This is a genomic window from Streptomyces sp. NPDC001194, from assembly GCF_042896985.1.
In the GTDB taxonomy this organism is placed as follows: domain Bacteria; phylum Actinomycetota; class Actinomycetes; order Streptomycetales; family Streptomycetaceae; genus Streptomyces.
This window is the reverse complement of sequence record NZ_JBIAXU010000021.1, coordinates 31,086-53,677: the sequence shown is the minus strand read 5'-3', so window position 1 is coordinate 53,677 and position 22,592 is coordinate 31,086. Positions and strand designations below refer to the sequence as shown.

Annotated in this window: 17 protein-coding genes and 2 pseudogenes; 3 read left to right on the top strand and 16 right to left on the bottom strand. The window is 72.9% G+C overall.

Translation table 11 applies throughout. The features are described from left to right. Positions 1–9: 9 nt before the first annotated feature. The 14 genes and pseudogenes from ACFY1T_RS30510 to ACFY1T_RS30445 form a co-directional block, all read right to left on the bottom strand. Positions 10–1,215, bottom strand: a complete 1,206-nt coding sequence (locus ACFY1T_RS30510) for a PP2C family protein-serine/threonine phosphatase (RefSeq protein WP_390791019.1) — start codon at positions 1,213–1,215, stop codon at positions 10–12. A gap of 118 nt (positions 1,216–1,333) precedes the next feature. Next, positions 1,334–4,171 (bottom strand): hypothetical protein, encoded by a 2,838-nt coding sequence (locus ACFY1T_RS30505; RefSeq protein ID WP_390791018.1) that lies wholly within the window; start codon positions 4,169–4,171, stop codon positions 1,334–1,336. Next, complete coding sequence (locus ACFY1T_RS30500; RefSeq protein ID WP_030861054.1) at positions 4,168–5,280, bottom strand: AAA family ATPase; 1,113 nt, start codon at positions 5,278–5,280, stop codon at positions 4,168–4,170. The genes ACFY1T_RS30505 and ACFY1T_RS30500 overlap by 4 nt, the downstream gene beginning before the upstream one ends. Before the next feature lie 63 nt (positions 5,281–5,343). Beyond that, positions 5,344–6,744, bottom strand: coding sequence for a VWA domain-containing protein (locus tag ACFY1T_RS30495; RefSeq protein WP_390791017.1), 1,401 nt, complete (start codon positions 6,742–6,744; stop codon positions 5,344–5,346). Further along, positions 6,741–8,139 (bottom strand): annotated as a pseudogene (locus tag ACFY1T_RS30490) (hypothetical protein). The gene ACFY1T_RS30495 and the pseudogene ACFY1T_RS30490 overlap by 4 nt, the downstream one beginning before the upstream one ends. 23 nt (positions 8,140–8,162) lie before the next feature. Further along, positions 8,163–8,679, bottom strand: a pseudogene (locus ACFY1T_RS30485) (hypothetical protein); the annotation flags it as partial. A gap of 118 nt (positions 8,680–8,797) precedes the next feature. Further along, a complete protein-coding gene (locus ACFY1T_RS30480; RefSeq protein ID WP_030861050.1) occupies positions 8,798–9,064 on the bottom strand; it encodes a hypothetical protein in 267 nt (88 codons plus the stop codon). A 105-nt stretch (positions 9,065–9,169) separates the two neighbouring features. Next, positions 9,170–9,508 (bottom strand): helix-turn-helix transcriptional regulator, encoded by a 339-nt coding sequence (locus tag ACFY1T_RS30475; protein WP_030861048.1) that lies wholly within the window; start codon positions 9,506–9,508, stop codon positions 9,170–9,172. A gap of 158 nt (positions 9,509–9,666) precedes the next feature. Beyond that, positions 9,667–10,041, bottom strand: a complete 375-nt coding sequence (locus ACFY1T_RS30470; protein ID WP_030861046.1) for a hypothetical protein — start codon at positions 10,039–10,041, stop codon at positions 9,667–9,669. Positions 10,042–10,227: 186 nt separating this feature from the next. Beyond that, positions 10,228–12,756, bottom strand: coding sequence for an aldehyde dehydrogenase family protein (locus ACFY1T_RS30465; RefSeq protein ID WP_390791016.1), 2,529 nt, complete (start codon positions 12,754–12,756; stop codon positions 10,228–10,230). Next, a complete protein-coding gene (locus tag ACFY1T_RS30460; RefSeq protein ID WP_390791015.1) occupies positions 12,753–13,949 on the bottom strand; it encodes an acyl-protein synthase in 1,197 nt (398 codons plus the stop codon). The genes ACFY1T_RS30465 and ACFY1T_RS30460 overlap by 4 nt, the downstream gene beginning before the upstream one ends. After that, the gene (locus ACFY1T_RS30455; RefSeq protein WP_390791014.1) at positions 13,946–15,082 is read right to left on the bottom strand and encodes a GNAT family N-acetyltransferase; all 1,137 of its coding nucleotides are present in this window, start codon (positions 15,080–15,082) and stop codon (positions 13,946–13,948) included. Before ACFY1T_RS30455 ends, ACFY1T_RS30460 begins: the two co-directional genes overlap by 4 nt. Further along, on the bottom strand, positions 15,079–16,389 hold the full coding sequence (locus ACFY1T_RS30450; protein ID WP_390791013.1) for an MFS transporter: 1,311 nt from the start codon (positions 16,387–16,389) through the stop codon (positions 15,079–15,081). Before ACFY1T_RS30450 ends, ACFY1T_RS30455 begins: the two co-directional genes overlap by 4 nt. Next, positions 16,386–17,660, bottom strand: coding sequence for a phenylacetate--CoA ligase family protein (locus tag ACFY1T_RS30445; protein ID WP_390791012.1), 1,275 nt, complete (start codon positions 17,658–17,660; stop codon positions 16,386–16,388). Before ACFY1T_RS30445 ends, ACFY1T_RS30450 begins: the two co-directional genes overlap by 4 nt. 449 nt (positions 17,661–18,109) lie before the next feature. Here ACFY1T_RS30445 and ACFY1T_RS30440 point away from each other — a divergent pair, with 449 nt between their 5' ends. Both ACFY1T_RS30440 and ACFY1T_RS30435 read left to right on the top strand, forming a co-directional pair. Beyond that, entirely contained in the window at positions 18,110–18,688 is a 579-nt protein-coding gene (locus ACFY1T_RS30440) for a molybdopterin-dependent oxidoreductase (RefSeq protein ID WP_390791011.1), read from the top strand. A gap of 75 nt (positions 18,689–18,763) precedes the next feature. Further along, positions 18,764–19,096 (top strand): hypothetical protein, encoded by a 333-nt coding sequence (locus ACFY1T_RS30435; protein WP_390791010.1) that lies wholly within the window; start codon positions 18,764–18,766, stop codon positions 19,094–19,096. Between the two features lie 22 nt (positions 19,097–19,118). On the opposite strand, the gene ACFY1T_RS30430 is transcribed toward ACFY1T_RS30435, so the two are convergent. Both ACFY1T_RS30430 and ACFY1T_RS30425 read right to left on the bottom strand, forming a co-directional pair. Next, complete coding sequence (locus tag ACFY1T_RS30430; protein ID WP_390791106.1) at positions 19,119–20,087, bottom strand: alpha/beta fold hydrolase; 969 nt, start codon at positions 20,085–20,087, stop codon at positions 19,119–19,121. Between the two features lie 92 nt (positions 20,088–20,179). Next, complete coding sequence (locus ACFY1T_RS30425) at positions 20,180–21,631, bottom strand: MFS transporter (RefSeq protein ID WP_390791009.1); 1,452 nt, start codon at positions 21,629–21,631, stop codon at positions 20,180–20,182. 139 nt (positions 21,632–21,770) lie between these two features. On the opposite strand from ACFY1T_RS30425, the gene ACFY1T_RS30420 reads away from it, so the two are divergent. Next, a complete protein-coding gene (locus ACFY1T_RS30420; protein WP_390791105.1) occupies positions 21,771–22,592 on the top strand; it encodes a helix-turn-helix transcriptional regulator in 822 nt (273 codons plus the stop codon).

Here is a 22,592-nt window from a genome sequence, read left to right as displayed (position 1 = left end):
GGGGGGATGCTACGGCCTGCGCGGCCGGATGCGGGCGGCGAGCACCGCCACGTCGTCCTCCGCGTGCCGGGCGTCCAGGGCCGACACCACCGCGTCCACCATCTCCTCGACCGTCTCCCCCACCGGCAGCCGCAGCCCGGCCAGCCGGGCCAGCGAGACGTCGATGTCCTCGCCGCGCCGCTCCACCAGCCCGTCGGTGAACATCAGCAGGGTCTCCTCGTCGGTGATCCGCCGGGTCACGCCCTCGTAGCCGCCCACCCCGGTGCCCAGCGGCGGACCCACCGGGACGTCGACCAGGACCGCCCTGCTGTCCGCGCCGAAGACCACCGGCGGCAGATGGCCGGCGCTGGCGAAGTCCGCGACCCCGCGCGTCGGGTCGACCCGTACGAGCAGGCAGGTGGCGGGGCGCCGGGCCGGGTCCTCGGCCACGAGCGCGTCCAGCTGGCGCAGTACGCGGTGCGGGGCCAGGTCCGTCGACGCCACCTCGCGCAGCGTGGAACGGTAGGCGTTCATGTCGACGGCGGCGTCGAGCCCGTGGCCCATCACGTCCCCGACGACCAGCAGCGTGCGGCCGAAGTGCAGCCGCACCGTCTCGAACCAGTCCCCGCCCACCAGGGCCCGGGAGCCGACCGGCAGGTACCGGCTCGCCATCTGCAGATTCGGGTGCGGCCGGCCCGGCTCCGACACCAGCGCCCGTTGCAGGTGCAGCGCCGTGTCCTCGGTGGCGGCCAGCTCACGGGCGTGGCCCAGGTGCACCGCGGCCAGCCGGGCCGTGAAGTGGACCGTCGCCGCCTCGTGGTCGCTGAAACCACCGTGGGCCCGTACGGCCAGCACCGCGCCGTGGACCCGGTTCCGGGCCAGCAGCGGAACCGAAACGAGGTGCACCCGGGTGTCGCCGGAGACCACCATCCACTCGGACAGCGGGTGTCCGCCGTCGATGGCGCGTACGGACGGCGACCCGTCGGTCCGCGCGGTCAGCAGCCCGACGGCCCCGGCCACCGCGACCCGGCGCAGTGCGCCGTCCTCGGCCCGCAGGTCCACCGCGACGGCGTCGCACAGGTTGCGGAACAGGAAGCCGGCCAGTTCCCGGCAGGTGGCGTTCTCGTCGAGCCCCGTCCCGATCTGCTCGGCCGCGGCCTCCATCGCCCGCAGCCGCGCGCGCAGCGCCTCGTACTCCCCCGGCGGCCCGGTGGACCTCCCGTCATGCTCCGACAAGACACCTCCCCGGCCCCTGACAGCCGCAGAGGCCATTCCACCAGCACCACCCGCCGCCCGCACGCGCGCCGCGCGACCGCCCGGCGGGTGACCTCCCGACGCGTGGCGCCCACCGGGTTCAGCAGGCGGCCAACAGCGCCTCCAGAGCCCGGGCGGCGTCCGGGTGGCGCGCGATCAGGGCCGCGCCCGACGGTGCCGGGGCCTGCCCGCTCCACGCACCGTCGCAGCCCAGCAGGGCGGCGACGGCGTCGCATGTCGCGGGGTGGGCCGTGAGCAGCGCGGCGGTTCCGGCCCCGCCGGCCGCCGACGGGGCCGCCGCCGGCGGCTGCTCCAGCCACGGCGGCACCCAGGTGTCCAGCGCGGCCAGCCGGCCGGGGAAGATCCGCCCGGCCTCGCGGATCAGCAGCGGGACCGACTCGGCTCCGCCGGACCGCAGCGTCGTGATCAGGGTCGGCAGCCACGGCAGCAGCACCGGATCCGGCAGCCGCGCGAACGCGTTCGACACCGCCTCCACGACGAAGTCGGCCAGCTGCGGCACCGGCTCCAGCGCGTGCAGGAATCCGCTGAGGTAGCGCGGATAGGCGGGTACGACGAGGGGGTTGCCCAGCAGTGCGTCGCACCGCGCCCGCAGTTCCGTACGGGAGAGCCGCCCGAGGTGCACCTCGGCCGCCCACAGCAGCGCCGCCTTGGCCGGCTCCTGCGGATGCGACTGCGCGAAGGCGAGCTCCAGCTGGGTCCGGTCGCATCCGAGCGACAGGGCCAGGCCCTCCATGCTGAACAGGAAGCCCAGCATCGCGCCGACCTGCCGGACGGTGGCGTCCTCGTCGGTGAACGCCGTCGGCAGCAGGGTGCAGTAGTGCGCGTAACCGGTCTTGACGAACGACTCGATCCACGCGGGCAGCGCCGGTTCGCTCGTCCGGTAGTGGCCCAGCAGCCTGCGCACCCGCCGCAGCACCTCCGGCGCTCCGTCGACGCTGCGCTCGGTCGCCAGGACCTCCAGGGCACGCGTGCCCAGTTCGTCGGCGAGGCGGCGGCTGCGCAGGTACAGCGTCGCGTCCTCCACCGCCTGGAGGACCGTCGCCGTCGTCGCCTGTGGTCCGTACGCGGTGCGCCGCAGGCGCTGCTCCAGGACCTGTTCGATGCTGACGCCCTCGTATCCGAGCTCGATCAGCGCCCGCTGGTGCGTGCCCAGCGCGAGGTCCCACGACTCCTGGATCGGCCGCTCCCCGAGCCGCCGCTCGCCCATGATCGGCCGCGCCGTGCCCGGTGGCATCAGGTGGCGCAGCATCCACAGGACGTCGGAGCACTTCTCCAGCTCGGGGCGGGAGGCCATGTCCAGCAAGGCCCGCTGCACACCGCGCTGCTGGAGCCCCAGGCCGATCGGTGCGAGCCGGTCGTGTACGTCACGGGCCAGCGGCGGCAGCGCGTCGTAGCCGACCTGGCCGATCCGGTCGCCGCCCATCATGATCTCGACGAGGCGGCGCACGTCCCGCCGGCCCGGCACCGCATCCTTCTCGATGCAGGTGATCGCCGCGTCCTGGAAGTCGTACGGTGTGGGCCTGGCCCGGTCGCGCATGCCGGCCAGCAGGATCGACGTCTCGAAGACGGCGATGGCGTCGGCGGTGGAGGCGAGGTAGCCGCTCCGGCGCGCGGCGCGCACGATCTCCACGGACCAGCCGAGCAGTTCGGCCTCGTCGAGGCGGTCGAGCACGGGCGGACGCTGCAGGAACCCGGAGAGCATGTCGGCGGCCGGATCGGACGGGTCCGGTACCGCGGCGGCCGCCACCGCCTTCCGCGGCTTCGCCGCCTTCTTCGTGCCCGCCTGCCCCGCGAGCCGGAACGGCTGGATCCGGGTCCGCTTGAGGTTCTTCGCCCATTGCGTGGCCGCGATCGACACGGAACCGGCGGCCAGGCCGAACTGCGCCTCGATCGCGGCATGGCTGGACGGGATGAGCCCGTACTGCCACGTACTGGCGCTGGGCGGGCTGATCTCGAAGGTGTCGGCGCCGTGGACGCCGAACTCGGCGACACGGCTGGCCGCGTGGAACGCTCCGCAGACGTACAGGCACTCCGCGGGATCCGTGCCGGACGCGGCGAGGTGCTGTCGCATCCTCGTCCACATGTGGCGCTCGCGGTCCTCGTCCACGCGCACCCGCGCCGGGTCCCCGGGCGCCAGCCGCCGGAACAGGCTGCCGATCAGCAGCATGACCTGGCGGTACGTGTCGTGGTCGCTGTCGCCGAGGGGCAGTTCGACGTACTGGTGCCACCACTCCGACCAGTGGCGCACCCGGCCGTGGTGGAGCAGGTGCTCCTCCAGCTCGGCGAAGCGCGGGCGCAGGTCGCCGATCTCCACCCCGACCGCGTCGCCGTGCAGCGCGGCCTCCTCCTCGGCCGGCGGCGCGTCCGGGTCGCCCGGCTCCCCGGGCGACTGCGCCCCGTCGTCCGCCTGCCACTGGAACACGTGGTCCGAGGAGCGGTCGACGAGCACCAGTTCGACGCCCGGCGTGTCCAGCGCGTACGCGATGGCCTGGTACTCGGCCGAGGCCTCCGTGATCGGTGCGACGACCGACAGCGGCGCCCATTCGGCCGGGAAGCCGTCGATCTCGCTCGCGAACGCCTGGACCGCCACCGGGAGCCGGCAGTTGCGCAGCTCGGTCAGGAGCGGCGCCATGTCCTCGCAGAGCTCCAGGTAGACCACCTTCGGCTGCTTCTCCCGCAGGCGCCGGGCCATCGCGACCGCCGAGGCCGGCGAGTGGTGGCAGACGGGGAAGACCTCCAGCGGTTCGCGTACGGCGCGGTCTACGTCGTCGACGATGCCGAGGAGGATCCCCTCCAGCGCGTCGGGTCCGTCGGCGAAGGCCGTGGCGGCTTCCTGGAGCTGCGTGCGCAGCGCGTCGAAGGTCGCGCCGTCCCGCGCGGGGGTGCCGGGTACGCGGCTCTCCTGTCCCGTGCTCATGACAGGGTGGCGATCGCGTCGCGGCCGCCCTCCAGGAACTCCGGCCAGGAGCCGCCCTCTTCCTTGCTCCGCGGCTCGACGACCCCGTGCAGGTACTTGTTGAGGATGGCCAGGTCCTCCGGCTCGCGCCGCGCCAGCGATCCGACGAGCGAGGAGGCCAGCGTGTGGGCGGTCAGGGTGCGCTCGCCGAAGAAGTTGGAGTGCAGGATCGCGTCCTCGAGCACGCCGATCTGCTCGGCGGTCGACAGCGCCGATTCCAGCTTCTCGTCGTCGCTGCCGGCCGCGGCCGCCGAGGCCCGCAGATCGGTGAAGCTCTGGAGCAGTACGTCGAGCAGGGTCGGCGGCACGTCCAGCTCGATCCGGTGCCGGCGCAGCAGCTCCTCGGTGCGGAAGCGGACGATCTCCTCCTCGCTCTTCTTGTTCGTCACCACGGGGATGCGGACGAAGTTGAAGCGGCGCTTGAGGGCGGAGGACAGGTCGTTGACCCCGCGGTCGCGGCTGTTGGCCGTGGCGATGATGGAGAAGCCGGGCTTGGCGAAGACGATGTTCTCGCTGTCCAGCTCGGGGACGGAGATGTACTTCTCCGACAGGATCGAGATCAGCGCGTCCTGGACGTCGCTCGTGGAGCGGGTGAGCTCCTCGAAGCGGCCGATCGCGCCGGTCTCCATCGCGTTCATGATCGGCGAGGGGATCATCGACTCCCGCGACTGGCCCTTGGCGATCACCATGGACACGTTCCAGGAGTACTTGATGTGGTCCTCGGTGGTGCCGGCCGTGCCCTGCACCACCAGGGTGGAGTTGCGGCAGATCGCGGCGGAGAGCAGCTCGGCCAGCCAGCTCTTGCCGGTGCCGGGGTCGCCGATCAGCAGGAGGCCGCGGTCGGAGGCCAGGGTGACGATGGAACGCTCGACGAAGCTGCGGTCGCCGTACCACTTCTGGGAGATCTCCCGGTCGAGGCCGTCGGAGCGCTCGGAGCCGAGGATGAACAGGCGGACCATCTTCGGGGAAAGGCGCCAGGAGAAGGGCTTCGGGCCGTCGTCGACGGACTCCAGCCAGGCCAGTTCCTCGGCGTACTTGATCTCGGCGGGGGCGCGCAACAGGTCGGACATGACAGGGCCTTTCTCGGGATGTCGAACGTCGTGAGGTCGTGAGGTCACGTGGGTCTTCGACGTCTAGGTGAGGAACGTCTTGAGTTCGTGGACGAGCTTGCGGATGTGGCCGGAGAGCACCGGCGTGCCGAGGTCCTTGAAGCGCTCGCGGAACCACGGATTGACGCTCCCGCGGCCGGAGCTGGTGACCGAACCGACCGGGATGAACTTGGCGCCCGAGCGGTGGATGGCGGCCATGCTCTCGAAGAGCGGCTCGGTCCGCCATTCGTAGAAGTCCGAGATCCACACCACGACGGTGTTGCGCGGTTCGGCTATCTTCGGCTGGGCCAGCGCCATCGCGACGGTGCCGTCGGTGCCGCCGCCGAGGTTGGTGCGCAGGAGGGTCTCGAACGGGTCGTGCACCCACGGGGTGAGGTCGAGCGCCTGGGTGTCGTACGCGATGAGGTGGACGTCCACCTTCGGCAGTCCGGCGAAGATCGAGGCCAGGATGGTGCAGTTGACCATCGAGTCGACCATCGAACCCGACTGGTCGACGACAACGATCAGCCGCTGGGGGGTCGTCTTGCGCGCGGTGTGCCGGTAGTAGAGGCGGTCCACGTACAACCGCTCCTCCTCCGGACTCCAGTTGGTGAGGTTCTTCCAGATCGTCCGGTCGAGGTCGAGGTTGCGGAACACCCGCTTGGGCGGGATCGAGCGGTCCAGGGCGCCGACCGTGGCCTTCTCCACCTGCGTGCGCAGCACCTCGGCGACCTCGTCGACGAAACGGCGGATCAGGGCCTTGGCGTTGGCCAGGGCCACCCCGGACAGGTTGTTCTTGTCGCGCAGCAGCTGCTCGATCAGCGACATGCTCGGGGTCAGCCGAGCGGCGAGCCCGGGGTCGGCGAGCACCTCGCGCAGGCGCATCCGCTTGACCAGGTCGGCCTCGATGGAGCCGAGTTCCGGTCCGATTCCGCCGGCCCGGGCCCCGCGCAGCTCGCCGGGCTTGCAGCCGAGCGAGCGCTCCAGCCAGCCCGCGTCGGACTGCCAGCGCGACAGCTGCCCGGCGGTGACCGTGCCGGAGCCGGTGGAGAAGACGTTGAGCAGCACCTTCGAGACGAGGGCGGCGCACCGTACTTCGGCGGCCCGATCGCGTCCGTCGTCACCGGCGCCCGCCGAACCGGAGTCCGCGCCGGACTCGGATTCGGATTCGGATACGGGCTCGGGCTCGGGCTCGGGCGGCGCCATCAGGCCGTCGAACTCGGCGGCCAGCTCCGGGTGGCGCTGCACGATCGAGTCGACGGAGGCCAGCGGGTCCAGCAGGGCGGCCGGCAGGCCGATGTCCTCGACCACGGCCAGGCTCGCCGACTCCAGCGTCGCCTGTTCCTCCGGGTCGAAGAGGCGGGAGAGGAGCCGCCAGTACAGGACCTGCCTGCGGTTGTCCTCGGGGGCGGGGAGCGCCTCGGCTCCCGGTTCCTGTCCGGTCATTTCCGCAGCAGCCTTCCGGCTCGTTCCCGCAGCACCGCCGCGGCGTCGGTGGCGGCCTTCTCGGCCTTCACCCCGGCCTTGTCCGCCGTACCGCCGGCCCACGCACCGGCGTGCACCGCGACCGCCTTCTTCCGCACGGTGGTCTCGACGGCGAGCGGCTGGACGGCGAAGGCACCGGCGTCCCAGCGGAGCAGCCCGATGCACGCGCTCGACGCGGCGACGGCTTCCGGGGTGAGCGGTCCGGCGGTGGGGATGCGGTCCGTGTCGACGGCGAAGTCGGCGCCCGCGACGGTCAGCGTCAGCGCGCCCTCATCGTCCGTACGGGTGGCATAGCCCTCCAGGAAGACGGGCGCGGCGATCCGCGCCGGGTGCCGGTCCAGCGGCGCGGTCGCGGGGGCACCGGCGGCGGGCAGAGACACCCGCGCGGCGGTGAAGGGGTCGACCGCCTCGCCCGGGCGGGCGTGGGCGTCGCTCCAGATCAGGTCGCCCCCGGCCGTGACCGGCATGTCGGCGAGGTCCATCGAGCGGCCTTCGCTGACCGCCGCCAGGAGCGACATGTGCGGGCGCAGCAGCTGCCACAGGCCTGCCCCGACGACCGTGTCGGGCTTCGGCGCCGAGACGGCGGCCCGCACCAGCCGGGGCGCGGACCCGTCCGCGGGCTCGAACACCGCGTGGACCTCGGCCTGTACGGCGGTCGCGTGCTCGTGCAGGTCGACGCCGAGCGGCAGCAGACGGCCGGTGGCCGTCCCGGTCGCGGCCGCTGCCGCGTCGGCGGCGCCGGGCAGCGTCAGCAGCAGCGCACGCGACCAGAGGTCGGCCCAGCGGCGTACGGGGACACGGTCCAGGGTGGCCCCCGGACAGGAGGCGGCCAGTTCGGCCGCGAACCCGTCGAGGAGCGTCGCCAGGCGGCGCAGCGCCGGATCGGGAAGCATCGCGGAGACGACCGGCGCCGACGCGGACACCAGGTCGTGGTCGATGCCCTGCCAGCCGGTGCGGGCGAGGTCGCAGAGCCAGGAGCGGGCGGCGACGAGCAGGTTGGGCGCCTGCGCCCCGCCGGAGGGCCCGACGCCGTCCGTTCCGTGGGGCCGGCCGGTCACCTCCTCGACGCGGGTGGTCAGGGCGTCGTGGACGGAGCCGAGCAGGGCGGTACGGGCGGCGGCGAGGGCCACGAAGTGGTCCTCGCCCGCGGCTCCGGCCACCGCCTTCTCCGCGGCTTCGGCGACCCTGGCGGCCAGCGGGCTCCCCGCGACGGCACCGGCGAACGCGGTCAGGGCGGCGGCCCGCTCGGACCGCGGCCGCAGCAGGCCGCAGACGAGGGCCTCGTCGAAGCCGTCGACGGCGGCCAGCGCTTCGTCGAGCCCCGCGACGACCTCGGCGGGCGCTTCGCCGGGCGATTCGGTGCCCTCCCCCGCGCCCGCCGCCTCCGCCCGGGTCGGCGGGAACCACTGCATCTCGGGCAACGGCGCGGTGGTCGGGGCCAGTTCCAGGTAGGCCAGATGGCGCAGGAACCGGCTGAACACGGGCGCGGCGGCGGTGCCGTCCCCCTGCGGAGGACGGGCCGCGACCATGTCGGCTGCGATGCCGGGCGCGGTCGGCTCACCGTCGGCGGCCTCGACCCGCAGGTAGCGGGCGACGCGCGGGGCGCCGTACTGGAGCACCGCCTCGTTGATCAGGGCCCGTATGTGGTTGCAGAACGAGCCCCGCGCGCCGCCGCAGGGCCGGTTGTTGTTGGTGCTGCAGGCGAAGGCGTAGGTGCCGGCCGCGACCGACGAGACGTAGACCCGCTCGATGTCGGAGCCGCTGGACACCACGCCCTGCAGGCGCCCGTCGGCAAGCTCGACGAAGGGGACCTTGGCGAGTTTGCGCGGCCGTGCGGGTGGCACCACCCGGGCCGTGCTCGACCTCTCCCAATCTGACAACGCACCCATCTCCCATGCAGCAAGGCGAGTTCCGCGCCGTTCGGCGGGACACTGCTGAACATAGGTGCGAGCACTGACAACGCCCTGGTCGCGGGCTGATCGAGGCGGTCGGGCCGCTCCGGACGCGGGCCGTCCTATCCGTCGGCGAGCTGTGCCACCCAGCCGTACGGAAGCTCCGCGCCGTCGAGCGTCACCGCCTCGACGGTGCGCGTGCGGGGGTCGATGTCGGCCTGTACTCCCTCGCCCGCGTACCGCGGATAGCCGGAGGCCCCGAATTCACCGGTGGCCTCGACCAGGGCGGTGCGGAGCACCCCCCGCCGGGCGGAATCACCGGGCTCGGCGAGCCCCGGGCGCAGGACGACGGTGTAGCTGGCGGGGTGGGACGCGGGGGTGGATTCCATGCGCCCAGGCTAGCCACCGACCGGCCGCCGGGCCGGTATCCCCGGCCTCGTGGCCCGTCCGCGTCCCCCACCGCCGCGAGCCCGGCATGATCGGCAAGACGCCCCCTAGTGCCGCGGGTCCACCTGGCGCAGTTCGGCCAGGAGTTCGCTCTGCCCCGCCAGGAGTTCGGTCAGGATGCGGCGGGCCGCGCGCAGCAGCTCGGCCACGTCGCCCCCGGCGAGGGCGTAGGTGACGGTCCCGCCGTCGCGCGTGGAGACGACGATGCCGGATCGGCGCAGGACCGCCAGCTGCTGGGACAGGTTGGACGGCTCGATGTCGATCTCGGCGAGCAGCTCGCGTACGGGTCTCGGACCGTTCTGCAGGAGCTCCAGGACACGGATCCTGACGGGGTGTCCGAGCATGCGGAAGAACTCGGCTTTCGCCTGGTACAGGGGTACCTGCATGCCCACGCACGCTCCCGCCTTCGGTTGGACCTTGCTTGCGGCTCCATCATTCCGCCCGATGGGCCCACGCACGCCCCTGCTTGACCAATTTCGGATGTGCCGGATTGAAGACTTCTTCAATTCATGGGCATGCGTGGGCCCAAGGGAGCGGACACTCCCTAGATCTCGAGTGCGGATTCGATGCGCTTCAGCTGGTGCCGGGCCATCGCCAGATTCGAGTTCGCCTTGTTCAGTACGACGTACAGGAACAGTCCGTCGTTCCCGCGACCCCTGAGCAGCCGGATGAGGTGGTATTGACTCCCCAGGGTGATCAGCAGGTCCTCGATCTCGTCTTTCAGACCCAGCATTTCCATGGTGCGCACCTTGGCCCGGATCACGTCGGTGTTTCCCGCCGCGGCGACCCCCAGGTCGAGATCCTTGCCGCCGCCGAGGGCCCCCAGGGCCATTCCACTGGTGTAGTCGACGAGCGCGACTCCCAGGGTGCCCTCGATCGAGGTCATGGTCTCCTTCAACGAGACTTCCACATTCGCCATTGGCGTCCGCTCCTCAACTCTCCGTTCGGGGCCGGCGCCCGCCTGCTTCCGCGGTACGCCTGACCTCTCGTGAGACCGACGCTACTGAGCGTGCGTGAGAACGGGAGGAGAACGGGAGATTTGACGGAAAACCTCCCATCCCTCGTCTAAGATCCGCCCGGCACGCGCGTGGTCGCGCCGACGGGGCTACCGCCTGCGGTCCACCACCGCCAGCAGCTTCCCGCTGGTCGCCGTACGGGAGAGATCCGCTCCGTCCACCGCCTCGACCGCGAAGTCGAGCAGCTTTTCCGCCACCGCCGACCGCACCTCCGGGTACGCGGAGAGGAAGGCCTCCCGGGCCCGGTCCGGATCCGGGGCGTGGGCGCTCTCCAGCCGTACGGTGAGGCCCTCTCGGGCCGCCCCGGCGGTCAGGACGGCCTGGAGCTCGCCGCCGTACCCCAGCCGCTCCCCCGCGATGGCCACGAAGCGGCGGTAGTTGAGGAAGTACGTCGCCACCCGCATCACCTCGCCCAGCCGGCCCAGCAGTTCGAAGCGCGGGGCGTGGCTGCCGCAGGGGCAGCGGCCGGGCAGCGCGCGCCCGAGGTCGCCGATCACGTACCGGTCGAGGTGCTGTCCGCGCCGGGCCCGGGTGGTGAAGACGAGCCGGCCGGTCTCCCCCGGTGCCACGGGCCGGTCCTCGTCGACGTCGACGATCTCCAGCGTGTGCAGGTCGGCGTGGAGGTGGTGGACGCTGCCGCCGCTGTGCGCGCACTGGTAGCCGAGCGGGCCGAGGTCCGTGCTGCCGTAGGTGATCGAGTGGATGACCTCGATGCCGAACGTCTCGGTGAGCGTCCTGCGCTGCTCCTCGGTGAAGTGCTCGCCGCCGTAGTAGACCTTGCGCAGGCCCCCGTACGAGCGCAGCAGGTCGGCTTCCTCGTGCAGGAGCTGCCAGAGGTAGGAGGGCATGCCGAAGAGCGTGTCCACCTCGTACGCGGCGATCATCTCCGCGGTGGCCCGGTGGTCGGCGCCGGCCGCCATCGGCATCTGGACGCCGCCGAGCCGCTCCAGGATGGAGAAGAAGCTGATGAACCCGCCGTACATGCCGCCGCAGTAGAAGAGGTTGGCCGTACGGTCGCGGGCCGGGTCGTAGCCGGCGGCGAGCAGGCCGCGGGCGGCGGCGTGCATCTGCGTGTCGTAGTCCTCGTACGTGAACAGCGACAGGGCGGGCGTACCGGTGCTTCCGCCGCTGCGGAAGTACAGCTCGGCGTCGCTCCGCTCGACCCCGCGGTTGAGGTCCTGTACGGCGGCCTTGTCGAGCAGCGGCCCCGTCGGCGCCGGGAAGGCCACCGGGCGGGCGAGGTCGTCGAGGCAGGCGGTGGCGGCGAAGCGCGCGTCGGCCTGGACCGCGACGCGGCGGCTGTAGCGCTGGAGGGCGTAGACCCCGTCGTGCGGTTCGCCGGCGTATCCCGCGGTCATGGCCCCGACGGGGGTGACACGGGTGGCGCCGGCGGCCAGCACCAGCGCGGAGAGCTCGGCGACGTCGGTGCGGCTGCCCGCGACGGCGGCCGTCTGGAGGTAGCGGCGCATGGGGCGCAGCGTGGCGATGACGTCCTTGCGGGGCAGCGGCTTGACCCAGACGCTGCGGTGCAGCGGCGAGGCGGTGAGCGCCGGGCGGGTGTCGGCAATGACGCGCCAGGTGCCGTCGGGGGCGGCCAGGACGCGGGTGAGGCCGAGGTGCTCCTCCAGACGGGCGAGGTGCTCGGTGGTGGTCAGTTCGGCGTATTCGGCCGGGTCGAGGTCGCGGGCCGGCGCGGCGGGCCCGGGCTGCGCGGCCAGGGCCGCGGCGAGGCGCTCGGCGAAGGCGTGCAGGACCTCGGTGTTCCCGGCGTCGGTGTCGAGGTAGACGACCTGGGGGCTGGAACAGGCCTGCTGCTCGAAGAGGCAGACGTCCCCGGCCAGGGCGGTCGCCGTCGCCTCGTCCGCCCAGGCGTCCTCGGTGACGTACGCGAAGGAGATCTTGTGCCCCCACTCCACCAGGCGGCAGCCGGGCGGGACATGGGCGGCGACGCCCTCGACGGCGCTCTCGCCGCCCCAGACCGCGACCGCGTCGGCGGGTGCGCACATCAGGCGCAGCCACTCCTGGCGGGAGGAGGGGAAGCGGAGCACGATGATGCGCTCGGCGAGGGCGCCGGTCGGGTCCTGCGCGGCGAGTTCGGCGAGGAGGTGCTGGGCGAGGAAGGTGTCGGCGCTGCTGGTCTTGAGGACGTTGACGTTCCCGGCGAGGAGTCCCTCGACGAGGCTGAGCGGGGCGACGGTGGCGGCGTTGCCGGGGGCTATGTGGGCGACCAGGCCGACGGGCGCCCAGGCCTCGTAGACCGTCTCCTTGGCGTCGGGGCGGTTCAGCCGCTGGGGGGCGGTGCCGCCCAGTTCGCGGCGGAGCTTGCGGGTGAGGGAGGCGCGGCCGAGGAACTCGGCCAGTTCGGCCAGGAGTTCCTCCCGCTCCGCGTCGCCGCCCTCGGGCAGGTGCGGGGCCAGCCGCTCGCGCACGCGGTGGCCGGGGGTGGTCAGGGCGCGCGACAGCGCGTCGCAGGCCGCCAGGACCGTCTCGGTGTCCAGCGGCGCGGCGAGCGCGGACTCGACGGCCGCGGGCAGGGTGGCCAGCCGGCGGGCGGCTTCCTCGTCCCCGATGAAGGTGCCCTGCCAGTAGTGGTGGTTGAGGTTGATGGTGTCGGTCACGACATTCCCTTCATCAGTTCGGCGGCGGCCACGGCGCAGCTGCGGTTGCGGCTGACCCCGGCGCGGCCGTGGATCGTGAACCACGGGGTGGTCAGCTCGCAGCCGCACTCCTCGCCCGGGTGGAGCGAGGCGAGGTCGCCCATGACGACGCTCTGCGCCGGTACGGAGGTGATGTACGGGGACACCAGGTGCAGGTAGCCGCGCTCGCCGTACGGCAGCGGTTCGAGGGTGCGGGTCGAGCGGATGAAGACGCGGGACCAGACGGGTGCGTGGAGGTTGTGGTGGGCGCACTCGATGTACGGGATGCAGTGCTCGACCGAGCCGAAGGTGTCCCGGATCCGCTCCGAGGGGACGCCCAGCTGCTCGGTGACGCGGGCGTACAGCTCGTGCTTGCCGATCTGCCGGTCGGTGTGGCCCTTCCAGCCGCCGCCGAGGATGATCAGCGAGCCTTCGGGCAGCCGCAGCGGCGGGAGGCCCATGGCCCGCATCCGCTCCAGCGTGAACCAGAGGAAGGCCGGGAAGCCGAGGATCCGGACGGGCAGGCCTTCCCCGGCGAAGCGGCGCAGCGCGGCGACGCAGCCGAAGGGGTCGAACTCGTGCCCGTTGCCGGTGTTGCGCAGGGCGTACTCGACCTGGCGGGCCGGGGCGAAGTCGCACAGGTAGTTGTCGGTGAACGAGGTGCCCAGGTTGAGGTCGCGGGCCGGCTCGTAGCTGTAGAGCAGGTAGTTGACCGGCTGGTCGGGGGTGATCCAGCCGTTGTGGTCGAAGATGCGGGCGACCATGCGCTGCGCTGAGCGGATGGTCCACTCGTCGAAGAACATCTGCGACTTCTGTCCGGTGGTGCCGGAGGAGGTCAGGTGGAGGTGGACCCGGTCCTCGGGTATGGACAGGACCTCGTGGCGTTTGAAGAAGTTGGCGTGCACCAGGGGCGCCCGGTACGGGGTGTCCGGCCGCGCGCCGTCGTCGTAGAGCCTGCGGAAGAAGGGGGAGCGGTCGCGGTGCCAGGCGTTGATCTCGGCCATGGCGGCGGTGAACAGTTCCTCCTCGGCGGGGCCGGAGGTGTAGGGCCCGGTCAGGTCGCAGAGTTCCTGCACCCGTCCGAGGGCGGCGGCGTCGGGGACGTCGACGGGGGCGAGGTGGGGTTTCGAGGGGGTCGTGGACGGGGTCACGGAAGGGGCCGTGGAAGGGGTCATGAAGCAACCTCACGTACGGGCAGATGTGTCGACGTCCAGGCCGACACGTAGGAATCGAGGAAGGGCCGCAGCGGCGGGTCGACGACCAGCCCGCGGAAATCGATGTGCTCGGCGGTCCGGGACATCACCACGTAGTCGTGGAAGCCGTCCCCGTCCCGGCGCATGGCCGGGTACAGGGCGCCGGCGATGAAGCCCTGGGCGGCGAAGGCGGAGAGCGCGGCGTGGTGTTCCAGCGGTACGAGCGCCTCCACGTAGCCCGCTCCGGCGCGGGTCAGGGTCCGGGTGACCGGCTCCAGCCAGCCGGCGGCGGCCGCCGGGTCGGGGTGGGCGGTGACCAGGGCGCAGTAGCCGCCGGTGCGGTTGAGGTAGGCGTACACCTCGAACCCGCCGTCGTCGGGGGTGAGCAGGATGTTGGGGGTGTGCAGCGGGTAGAACCAGCGGCCGGTGTCGGGGAAGTGCTCCTGGAAGCGGCGGCGGACGAAGGCCGGCGCCTCGATCATCTCCAGCCGGCGGGGGGCGGGCCCTTCGGGCACCGGGAGCGGCGGGGCCGGCCGGGCCTGCGCGTAGCTGATGCCGAGGCTGGCCTCGGCGGTGCGCAGCAGCGGCAGCAGGGAGGCGGGGACCTCGGTGACGGGGACCCGGCGGTCCAGGACACCGGGCGAGTGACGCGCGTAGAGTGCGAGGCTTTCGCGGCTGCTGAGATCCACGGCGTTGGGCAGGATGCCGAGCGGGCGGAAGCCGTTGCGGGCCACGACGCGCTGGGGTCCGGCGCTGACCGTGCGGACGGTGGCGTACACCGAGTCGAGCTTCCCGGCGTCGAGGGTGCCCGCGCACACGGCCTCGGTCAGCTGCCCGGCGAGCCCGGATCCGCGCTGGTCCGGGTGGACGGCGAGCCCTTCGAGGCGGCCGATCCGGCTGCCGGGTTCGCCGTGGACCGCGGCCGATCCGGCGAGGGCGCCGGTACGGGGGCAGCGCGCGACGAGCCAGAGCGTGTGCGGGTCCTGGATCAGCCGGGACATCTCGGCGGGGTCGGTGCCGAGGGCGGTGGGGTAGTGCGGGCCGTAGACGGCGTAGTAGAGCTGGCGGAGATCGGCGATGTCGGCCGGGGCGGCCTGCTCGATCGCTGCGGTCATCGCACGCCTCCTGCGGGGGTGGGCTCCGGGGCGGGGGCCGTTTCGGGTGCGCCCGCCGGACGGGCGTGGCCGGGCAGCAGGGCCAGGGCGAGGGCTGCGGGGACGAGTCCGGCCGCCTGGATCAGGCACAGCGTCCGGGCGCAGAGGTGGTCGCCGAGGAAGCCGAAGAGCAGCGAGGCGACGGGGAAGGTCGCTCCGAGGACGGCCTGCATGACGGCGAAGAACGCGGGCTTGTCGGCGGCCGGGACCAGCCGCTGGAACAGGGCCACGAAGCGGACGCCGATCACCCCGACGCACCAGCCGGTCAGCAGCAGGGACCCGGCGATGACCGGCCGCGCGGCGATGAGGCCGGGGACGGCGAGGGCGGCGGCCATCGCGCCCAGGCAGGCGGTGCCGACCACGGCGGGCCGGCCGGGCACCCGGGCGCCGGTGAAGGAGCCGACGAGCGTGCCCACACCGAGCGAGGCCTCCAGGAGGGCCACGGTGGCGCCGTCTCCGTGCAGTACCGAGGCGGTGTACAGCGGCATGACGACGAAGACGGCCGTGGTGAAGAGGTTGGCCGCGGTGAAGCAGAGCAGGATGCCGCGGACGTACGGCATGGAGCCCAGCAGCCGGCGCAGGGTCCGGCGCGGCGCGCCCTGCTCACCGCCGGCTCCGGCCGCGCCGGAGGGGGCGTCGCCGTCGGAGGGTGCGGCGGTGCGGAACCGTACGGTCGCGATGAGCAGGGCGGCCGTGGCGTAGGCGGCGGCGCAGCCCGTGGCGAGACCGGCCACCCCTGCGGCGTCCACGACGACGGCGCCGAGCAGGGCTCCGCCGAGGCTCGCCAGAGACTGGGTGGACAGTTCGAAGCCCGTCGCGGCCTCGATGTCCGCGTCGTCGACGAGCTCGGGCACGGAGGTGGTCAGGCAGGGGTCGAAGAAGGCCTGGCAGGTCGCCAGGGCGAGGGCGGCGCCGTAGGCCGCGGCGACGGGGAGGTCGCTCGCGCCGGCCCAGACGGCCAGCGCCGCGGCGGCCGCTCCCGCTCCCGCGGCGGCGGTGCGCAGCAGCGAGCGGTGGGCGAAGCGCGCGACGGCACGGGCGACGAGCGGGGCCAGGACGACGGCGGGCAGCGTGCTGACGGCCATGAACAGTCCGGCCGCGAGACCGCCGTCGCCGGATACGGCTTCGCTGATGAGCCACCAGGAGATGCCCACCTGGAACATCCGCACGCCGGCCTGGGCGAGGACCTGGCCGAGCCATACGGTGCCGAAGGCGCGGTTGCGCAGGACGAGGGGCAGCCGGCGGGCGGGCACGGTCGGGTTCGTCATGCCGTCGGCCTCTCGTCGAGGACGCGGACGAGCTTGCCGGTACGGGAGTTGACCACCAGGTCGCGGTGGCGGGCCCACTCGACGCGGAGCGGGTGCACGAACCCGGCGGCGACGCTGTCGGGGTAGAGCGGCCGGGCGGTGTTCAGACCGGCGACGACCTCCTCGGCGAGGACCTCCAGGCCCGCCGGGTCCTGGCCGGGGGCGGTGGCCAGGCGCAGCACGAGACCGTCGCGGCCCTCCCCGCGGCGTACGACGAGCTGCGTGCCGATGACGCGGCAGGCGGTGTCGGCCTCGGCGACGGCGTTCGTGACGTCCTGCCAGTACAGCGATACGGGGCCGACCCGTACGCCCTCCTCGGCGCGGCCGAGGATGCGGAAGGCTCCGCCTTCGGTGTCGGTCCACTCCGCGCGGTCGCCGGCGGGGTAGCGGATGACGGGCATGAGGCGGCGGTAGAGCTGCGTGACGACGACCCGTCCGGGGCGTCCCGGCTCGCGGATCGGTTCGCCGGTCGTCTCGTCGAGGATCTCGACGAGGGTGTGCGGGGCGAACGGGCGGTGCGTACGGGTGTCTTCGCCCGCGCCGGCCACCGGCCTCCCGAGGAGACCGCCGTCGACGCTGGCATAGCCGAGCGAGCGGGGCGTGGCCCGGGGGAAGGCGGCCGCGAGGAGGCGGCGCTGGTCCTCGAAGAGGGCTTCGCCGCCGAAGAACAGGAACTCCACGCCGTCCAGCCGGCGGCCGGCGGAGATCACGTGATCGGCGAGGCGGCACAGCGTGGTCGGCGTGCCGGCGAGGACGTCGGCGGCGAAGTCCTCGATCGTGGCGAGCGTCGAGTCGAGCGGCGCGCCGCCGCCTATGGGCAGGCGGACGTTGGCGACGGGGGCGTGGGCGAGCGAGTCCAGGATGAACAGGAAGCTGGCGTAGAGCTCACCGGCGTAGAAGAGGTCGGCGACGCGGTGCCCGGGCCGCAGGCCCGCGTCGACCATGCCGGAACCGAAGGTGGTGACGAACTCCCGCCATTCCTCGCGGGTGTAGCAGGAGAACCGCGGCGTGCCCGTGGTGCCGCCCGTCTTGAACACGACCGCTTCCCCGAGGGGGGCGGTAAGGACCCGGTTGTCGTGCAGGGTGTTGGCGGCCCAGAACGCGTCCTGGTCCACGACGGGCACGTCCGTGACCCGGCTCACCCGGGGTGGCAGGTCCGCGTAGAGCTCGGCATAGAAAGGGGAACGGTCGCGGGCGAAACGCACGAGGTCTGAAAACTGCTGGACGGGCATGCTGCCTTTACCTCGAAAGATGAAAGATGAAAGTTGGAATAGGGGGAAGACAGGCGGCGCGCGCGTCGGGGAGTGGTGGAACTCACACCACTCTCATCCGTTGATCAGTCAACAATGCGTACGTTGCGCACAGTTGACGAGCGCGGCGACAACCTGATGTCTGTTCACATGATGAGACAAGAGGAACGCACCGCCAAATCGATCGATGGCGGAACCACGGACTTCCGGCCCCGGGGGCCGAAACCGAACAGCCGCCGCCGCGAGTCTCCATTCGCGGGGGATTCGGCGCCATTGCAAAGAGCCGATTCCGTGGAACGCCAACGGGCGCACGCGTCGTTCCCGGCCGGTCTGCCGAACCGGAAAGCGCGGCGGGGCTGGCAGGATTCTCCCGTGGGCGGTGTCCTTGCCGCCGTGACGTTCCGCCGGCTGACGAACAGGACGACGACCTCGTGGGAACCCCACCCCTGCCTCCGGGCCAGCGCCTCGCCAAGGGCTGGCCCGTCTCCCACTACGGCCCGGTCCCGAAGTTCCGTCCCGAGCGCTGGTCCCTCCAGGTCTTCGGCGCCACCGCCACGGGCGACAAGTACACCTGGTCGTTCGACGAGTTCTCGGCGCTGCCCTGCGTCACCGTCGAGACGGACCTGCACTGCGCCTCGGGCACGACGTCCACGGACCACGAGTTCTTCGGAGTCGCCGCCCGGACCATCCTGGAGCTCGCTCCCCCGGCCCCGCAGGTCACCCACGTCATGGCCTGGGCGGAGTACGGGTACAGCGCCAACCTGCGCCTTGGCGACTTCACCTCCGGGAGGACCGTTCTGGCCACCCACCACGACGGCGAGCCCCTCACCGTCGAGCACGGGTTCCCGCTGCGCCTGGTCGTGCCGCACCTCTACGGCTACAAGGGGCCGAAGTGGCTGCGCGCGATCGAGTACATGACGGCCGACCGGCGCGGCTTCTGGGAGGAGCGCGGGTACCACAACATCGCCGACCCCTGGACGGAGCAGCGCCACTCCTACCAGGAGGAATGACCGGCCCGGTCGGGCGTTGCGCCCCGGCGCGGGGCCGTGCGTGTCCCCGCCGCCCAGCGAATCGTTTGCCCGGGCATGACGACGACGCGCTCCACGCTCACCACCACGGCGCGACACCGGGCCGCCGCGGATGACGGTGGCCGCCCCCTGTACGTCCCCACCCCACGGCAGCCGGCGCACGCGGCCGCCTCCGCCCCGCTGTTCGAGCAGCTCGCCCGGGAGTGGGCGGCGCGGGGCGCCACCGTGCCGGGGCGGCCGGATCCGGCCTGGCGGCGGCTGATCTCCTGGGAGCACTTCGAACGGGAGACCGCGGCCACCGTCCGCGACCTGCACCTGCGCGGCCCGGAGCCCGTACCCGCGCCGGTGCCCGCCTCCCCGGCGAACCCGCCCCGGTGGCAGCGGGCCTGAGCCCCGAGCGGCGGGCGGGTGGTCAGCGGCCGGCGCGGATCCGGCCCGCGACCAGGCGGACGGCGCTGATCGTCAGGTCCGGGTCGTGCACCTGCACGTAGTGGTCGCTTCCGGTGGCCAGCAGGTGCGGGGTCTGCTCCCCCAGCTCCACCAGGGCCTGCTGGACCGCGGGCCACGCGTGCTCCAGCGGTGCGAGGAGGTCCTTCGGGCTCCCCGGCGGGGCCGCGAAGGGCTCCGTCTTGCTGAGTACGGCCATCGGCACCCTCGGCAGCGGCCCGGCCGCCCGCACCGCGGCGACCGCGCCGTCGATGTCGGCCTTCTCGAATCCCGGGTCGGCGTCGAAGGGCGTACCGGGATCGTTGAGCAGTTTCACGTACGCGGGCCAGCGGGCGCCGAAGTACGGCCGCATGTTCGTCCCGAACGCGTCGACGAAGACGAGGCCGGCCGTGTTCCGCGGATGCCGCTGGGCGTACAGCCGGGTGATCATCCCGCCGAAGGAGTGGCCGACGAGCAGGTACGGACCGGGCACCCGTCCCGCCGTCAGCACCCGGTCGAGGTCGGCGGCCATGGCGGCGAGGGAGCGCGTGCCGGTCTGCGGCGTACTGCGGGTGGTGAGCGCCGGCGGCTGCGTGTGGCGGACGGTCCCGGGGCGGTCGTAGGTGCACACCCGGGCGAAGGCCGCGACGCCCGGGAAGACCGCGGGCGATGCGGGGACGGGCGGGCGGGTGTCGGTGAGGGTCCAGGTGTCGGAGGAATCGTGCAGCCCCGACTCCAGGACGACCGTGGGGCTCCCGCTCCCCCGGCAGCTCAGCCAGAGCCTGCGGCCGCCGCCCACGTCGACCTGGCGGGAGAAGTCCTGCGGGGCCCGGCTCTGCCCGGGGGCGGACGCGGCCGGGGCGCCGCGCAGGGGCGAGGGGCCGGCGCACCCGGGCAGCGCGGCCAGCGCCGTCGCCACCAGGGCGGCGCTCAGGAGCGGAACCCTCAGTCGCATCGGCACTCTCCGCTCCCTCGCTCCGCCCGTGCTCCGTGATCATCCGGTACGGGCGGCCCGGGATGCGGGATCGCCGCACGGGCCCGTCCCGGTCAGGCCTTCCTCGTACGGCCGGCGCCGAGGCCGACGCCCACCAGGACCGCCGCCGCGACCACGATCGCCGCGTCGGCCAGCAGGACCGTGCGGACCCCTCCGAACAACGAGGTCTGCGTGGTGGCGAGGACGCCGAGCAGCGGGATCCCGATCGTCAGGCCGACCTGCTGCGTGGTGGTGACCAGGCCGGTCGCCAGCCCCTGTTCCGCGTCCGGCACGCCGCTCGTCACGGTCAGCCCGTACGAGATGATCGCGCCGAGGTGGAACATGCTGGCCACCGACACGGCGACGGTCGCCACCAGCGCGCCCGAGTCGGCGCCCACGGCGAGCAGCGCCGCGGTGAACAGCCCCTGGCCGAGCAGGGAGCCGGTCAGGGTGCGGCGGGCGCCGAACCGGCCGATGACCCTCGGCGCGAACGAGCCGGCGAGGGCGGAGGCGACGCCCTGGACGCCGAAGACCAGACCGGTCCGGAACGAGGACAGCTCCAGCGTCTCCTGCAGGTACAGGGTCAGGACGAAGACGACCGTCGACATCATCGAGAAGGTCACGAGACCGGCGAAGTTGCCCCAGGCGATCGTGCGCCGCTTCAGCATCGGCAGCGAGACCAGCGGGGCCGGGGTCCTGGACTCCACCACGGCGAAGGCGACGAGCAGCGCCAGGCCGGCGAGCAGGGTGCCCCACACGTCCACGCCGCCGAAACCGCGCTGGGCCGCCGAGGACAGGGAGTAGATCAGCGCGAGCAGACCGCCGGTCACGGTGACGGCGCCGGGTACGTCCAGACGCGGCCGGTCGGGAGTGCGCGACTCCGGCAGCAGCCCGGGGGCGAGGGCGAGCACGATCACGGCGGTGACGGAGAGCAGCCCCATCGTGGAGCGCCAGCCGAGGGTGTCGGTCATGACGCCGCCCAGCACCATGCCGATGGTGAAGCCGAGGGAGAGCAGGGTGCCGGAGATGCCGACGGCCTTGTCGCGCAGCGGGCCCTCGGGGAACGTCGTGGTCAGCAGGGACATGCCGGTCGGCACGATGACGGCCGCGCCGAGGCCCTGGAGGGCGCGCCCGGCCAGGAAGGACGCCGGGTCCCAGGCCAGGGTGGCCAGCAGCGAGGCGGCGCCGAAGAGGGCGAGGCCGAGCAGGAACAGCTTCTTCCTCCCGTACAGATCGGCGATCCGGCCGAAGAGGAGGAGGAAGCCGCCGGAGGGGAGGGCGAAGGCGGTGACCGCCCACTGGAGGGCCGACCGGTTCAGGCCCAGGTCCTTGCCGAGCACCGGCAGGGCCACGTTCAGCACGGAGAAGTCGAGGGCCACCATGAACTGGGCGGCGCAGAGCACGAAGAGGACCAGCTTGGCCCGGCCGGTGAGCCGCTCGCTCCCGGGGGTCCCGGGCCGAAGGCCGTCGGCGGGTCCGGTGGTTGTGGGTGTGGGTGTCGTCGCTGTCTGGGAATCGATCGCCATGGACACACCCTCGCGGCACGGGAATGCCCGTGGAGAGTGGGAACTTATCCTGTTGGTGGCACCACCAGGCAGCCGACAGGGGGAGTGAGTGGCTACACCGATCGACAAGCACCGCCGTTCCGAGCTGCGCGAGTTCCTGATGAGCAGACGGGCGCGGGTCACCCCCGTCGAGGCGGGCCTGCCCGACGGCGGGGCCCGCCGCCGCACCCCGGGGCTGCGCCGGGAGGAGGTCGCCGTGCTCGCCGGGGTCGGGGTGTCCTGGTACCAGTGGCTGGAACAGGGCCGCGACATCACGGTGTCCCCCCAGGTCCTCGACTCGGTGGGGCGGGTCCTCAAGATGTCCAGCGCCGAGCGCCGGCACCTGTACGTACTGGCGGGGCTCAACCCGCCCGCGCTCGAAGTGGCCCCCGCCGACCGGGACATGTGCCAGGGGCTGAAGCGGCTGATCGACGCGTGGATGCCGTTCCCCGCGCACATCATGGACGTGTACTGGAACACCGTGCTCTACAACGACGCGGCCGCGCTCGTGCTCGGCATGCGCCCGGAGATCGTGCAGAACTGCCTCATCGCGTTCTTCACCGACCCGATCTACAAGGCCCGTTCGCCGCACTGGGCGGAGATCGCCTGCAACGTGGTCGCCCAGTACCGGGCCGCGAGCTCGGAATGGCCCGAGGACGAGGGGTTCCGCGCGGTCATCGAGGAGGCGCGCGCGCTCAGCCCCGAGTTCGCCGCGCTGTGGGACCAGCGGGACGTCCGGCCCGGCGGTCAGCTCCGCAAGGAGATCGAGCACCCGGTCGTGGGGACGCTGTTCGTCGAGTCGACGCAGCTGCGCGTACCGGCCCGGCCCGACCTCTCGATCGTGCTGCACACCCCGCTGCCGGCCACCGACACGGCGCAGAAGCTGGAGTGGCTGACCTCGGCGGAGGGGCGCCGGGGAAGCATGTACCCGATCGCCGGCTGA

What these genes read in the sequence shown, in the direction of transcription:
- ACFY1T_RS30430 (WP_390791106.1), bottom strand. Translation starts at nt 20,087, where the DNA reads ATGCGACTGAGGGTTCCGCTCCTGAGCGCCGCCCTGGTGGCGACGGCG.
- ACFY1T_RS30425 (WP_390791009.1), bottom strand. Translation starts at nt 21,631, where the DNA reads ATGGCGATCGATTCCCAGACAGCGACGACACCCACACCCACAACCACC.
- ACFY1T_RS30455 (WP_390791014.1), bottom strand. Translation starts at nt 15,082, where the DNA reads ATGACCGCAGCGATCGAGCAGGCCGCCCCGGCCGACATCGCCGATCTC.
- ACFY1T_RS30420 (WP_390791105.1), top strand. Translation starts at nt 21,771, where the DNA reads ATGAGCAGACGGGCGCGGGTCACCCCCGTCGAGGCGGGCCTGCCCGAC.
- ACFY1T_RS30450 (WP_390791013.1), bottom strand. Translation starts at nt 16,389, where the DNA reads ATGACGAACCCGACCGTGCCCGCCCGCCGGCTGCCCCTCGTCCTGCGC.
- ACFY1T_RS30505 (WP_390791018.1), bottom strand. Translation starts at nt 4,171, where the DNA reads ATGAGCACGGGACAGGAGAGCCGCGTACCCGGCACCCCCGCGCGGGAC.
- ACFY1T_RS30445 (WP_390791012.1), bottom strand. Translation starts at nt 17,660, where the DNA reads ATGCCCGTCCAGCAGTTTTCAGACCTCGTGCGTTTCGCCCGCGACCGT.
- ACFY1T_RS30495 (WP_390791017.1), bottom strand. Translation starts at nt 6,744, where the DNA reads ATGACCGGACAGGAACCGGGAGCCGAGGCGCTCCCCGCCCCCGAGGAC.
- ACFY1T_RS30500 (WP_030861054.1), bottom strand. Translation starts at nt 5,280, where the DNA reads ATGTCCGACCTGTTGCGCGCCCCCGCCGAGATCAAGTACGCCGAGGAA.
- ACFY1T_RS30475 (WP_030861048.1), bottom strand. Translation starts at nt 9,508, where the DNA reads ATGCAGGTACCCCTGTACCAGGCGAAAGCCGAGTTCTTCCGCATGCTC.
- ACFY1T_RS30480 (WP_030861050.1), bottom strand. Translation starts at nt 9,064, where the DNA reads ATGGAATCCACCCCCGCGTCCCACCCCGCCAGCTACACCGTCGTCCTG.
- ACFY1T_RS30460 (WP_390791015.1), bottom strand. Translation starts at nt 13,949, where the DNA reads ATGACCCCTTCCACGGCCCCTTCCGTGACCCCGTCCACGACCCCCTCG.
- ACFY1T_RS30470 (WP_030861046.1), bottom strand. Translation starts at nt 10,041, where the DNA reads ATGGCGAATGTGGAAGTCTCGTTGAAGGAGACCATGACCTCGATCGAG.
- ACFY1T_RS30435 (WP_390791010.1), top strand. Translation starts at nt 18,764, where the DNA reads ATGACGACGACGCGCTCCACGCTCACCACCACGGCGCGACACCGGGCC.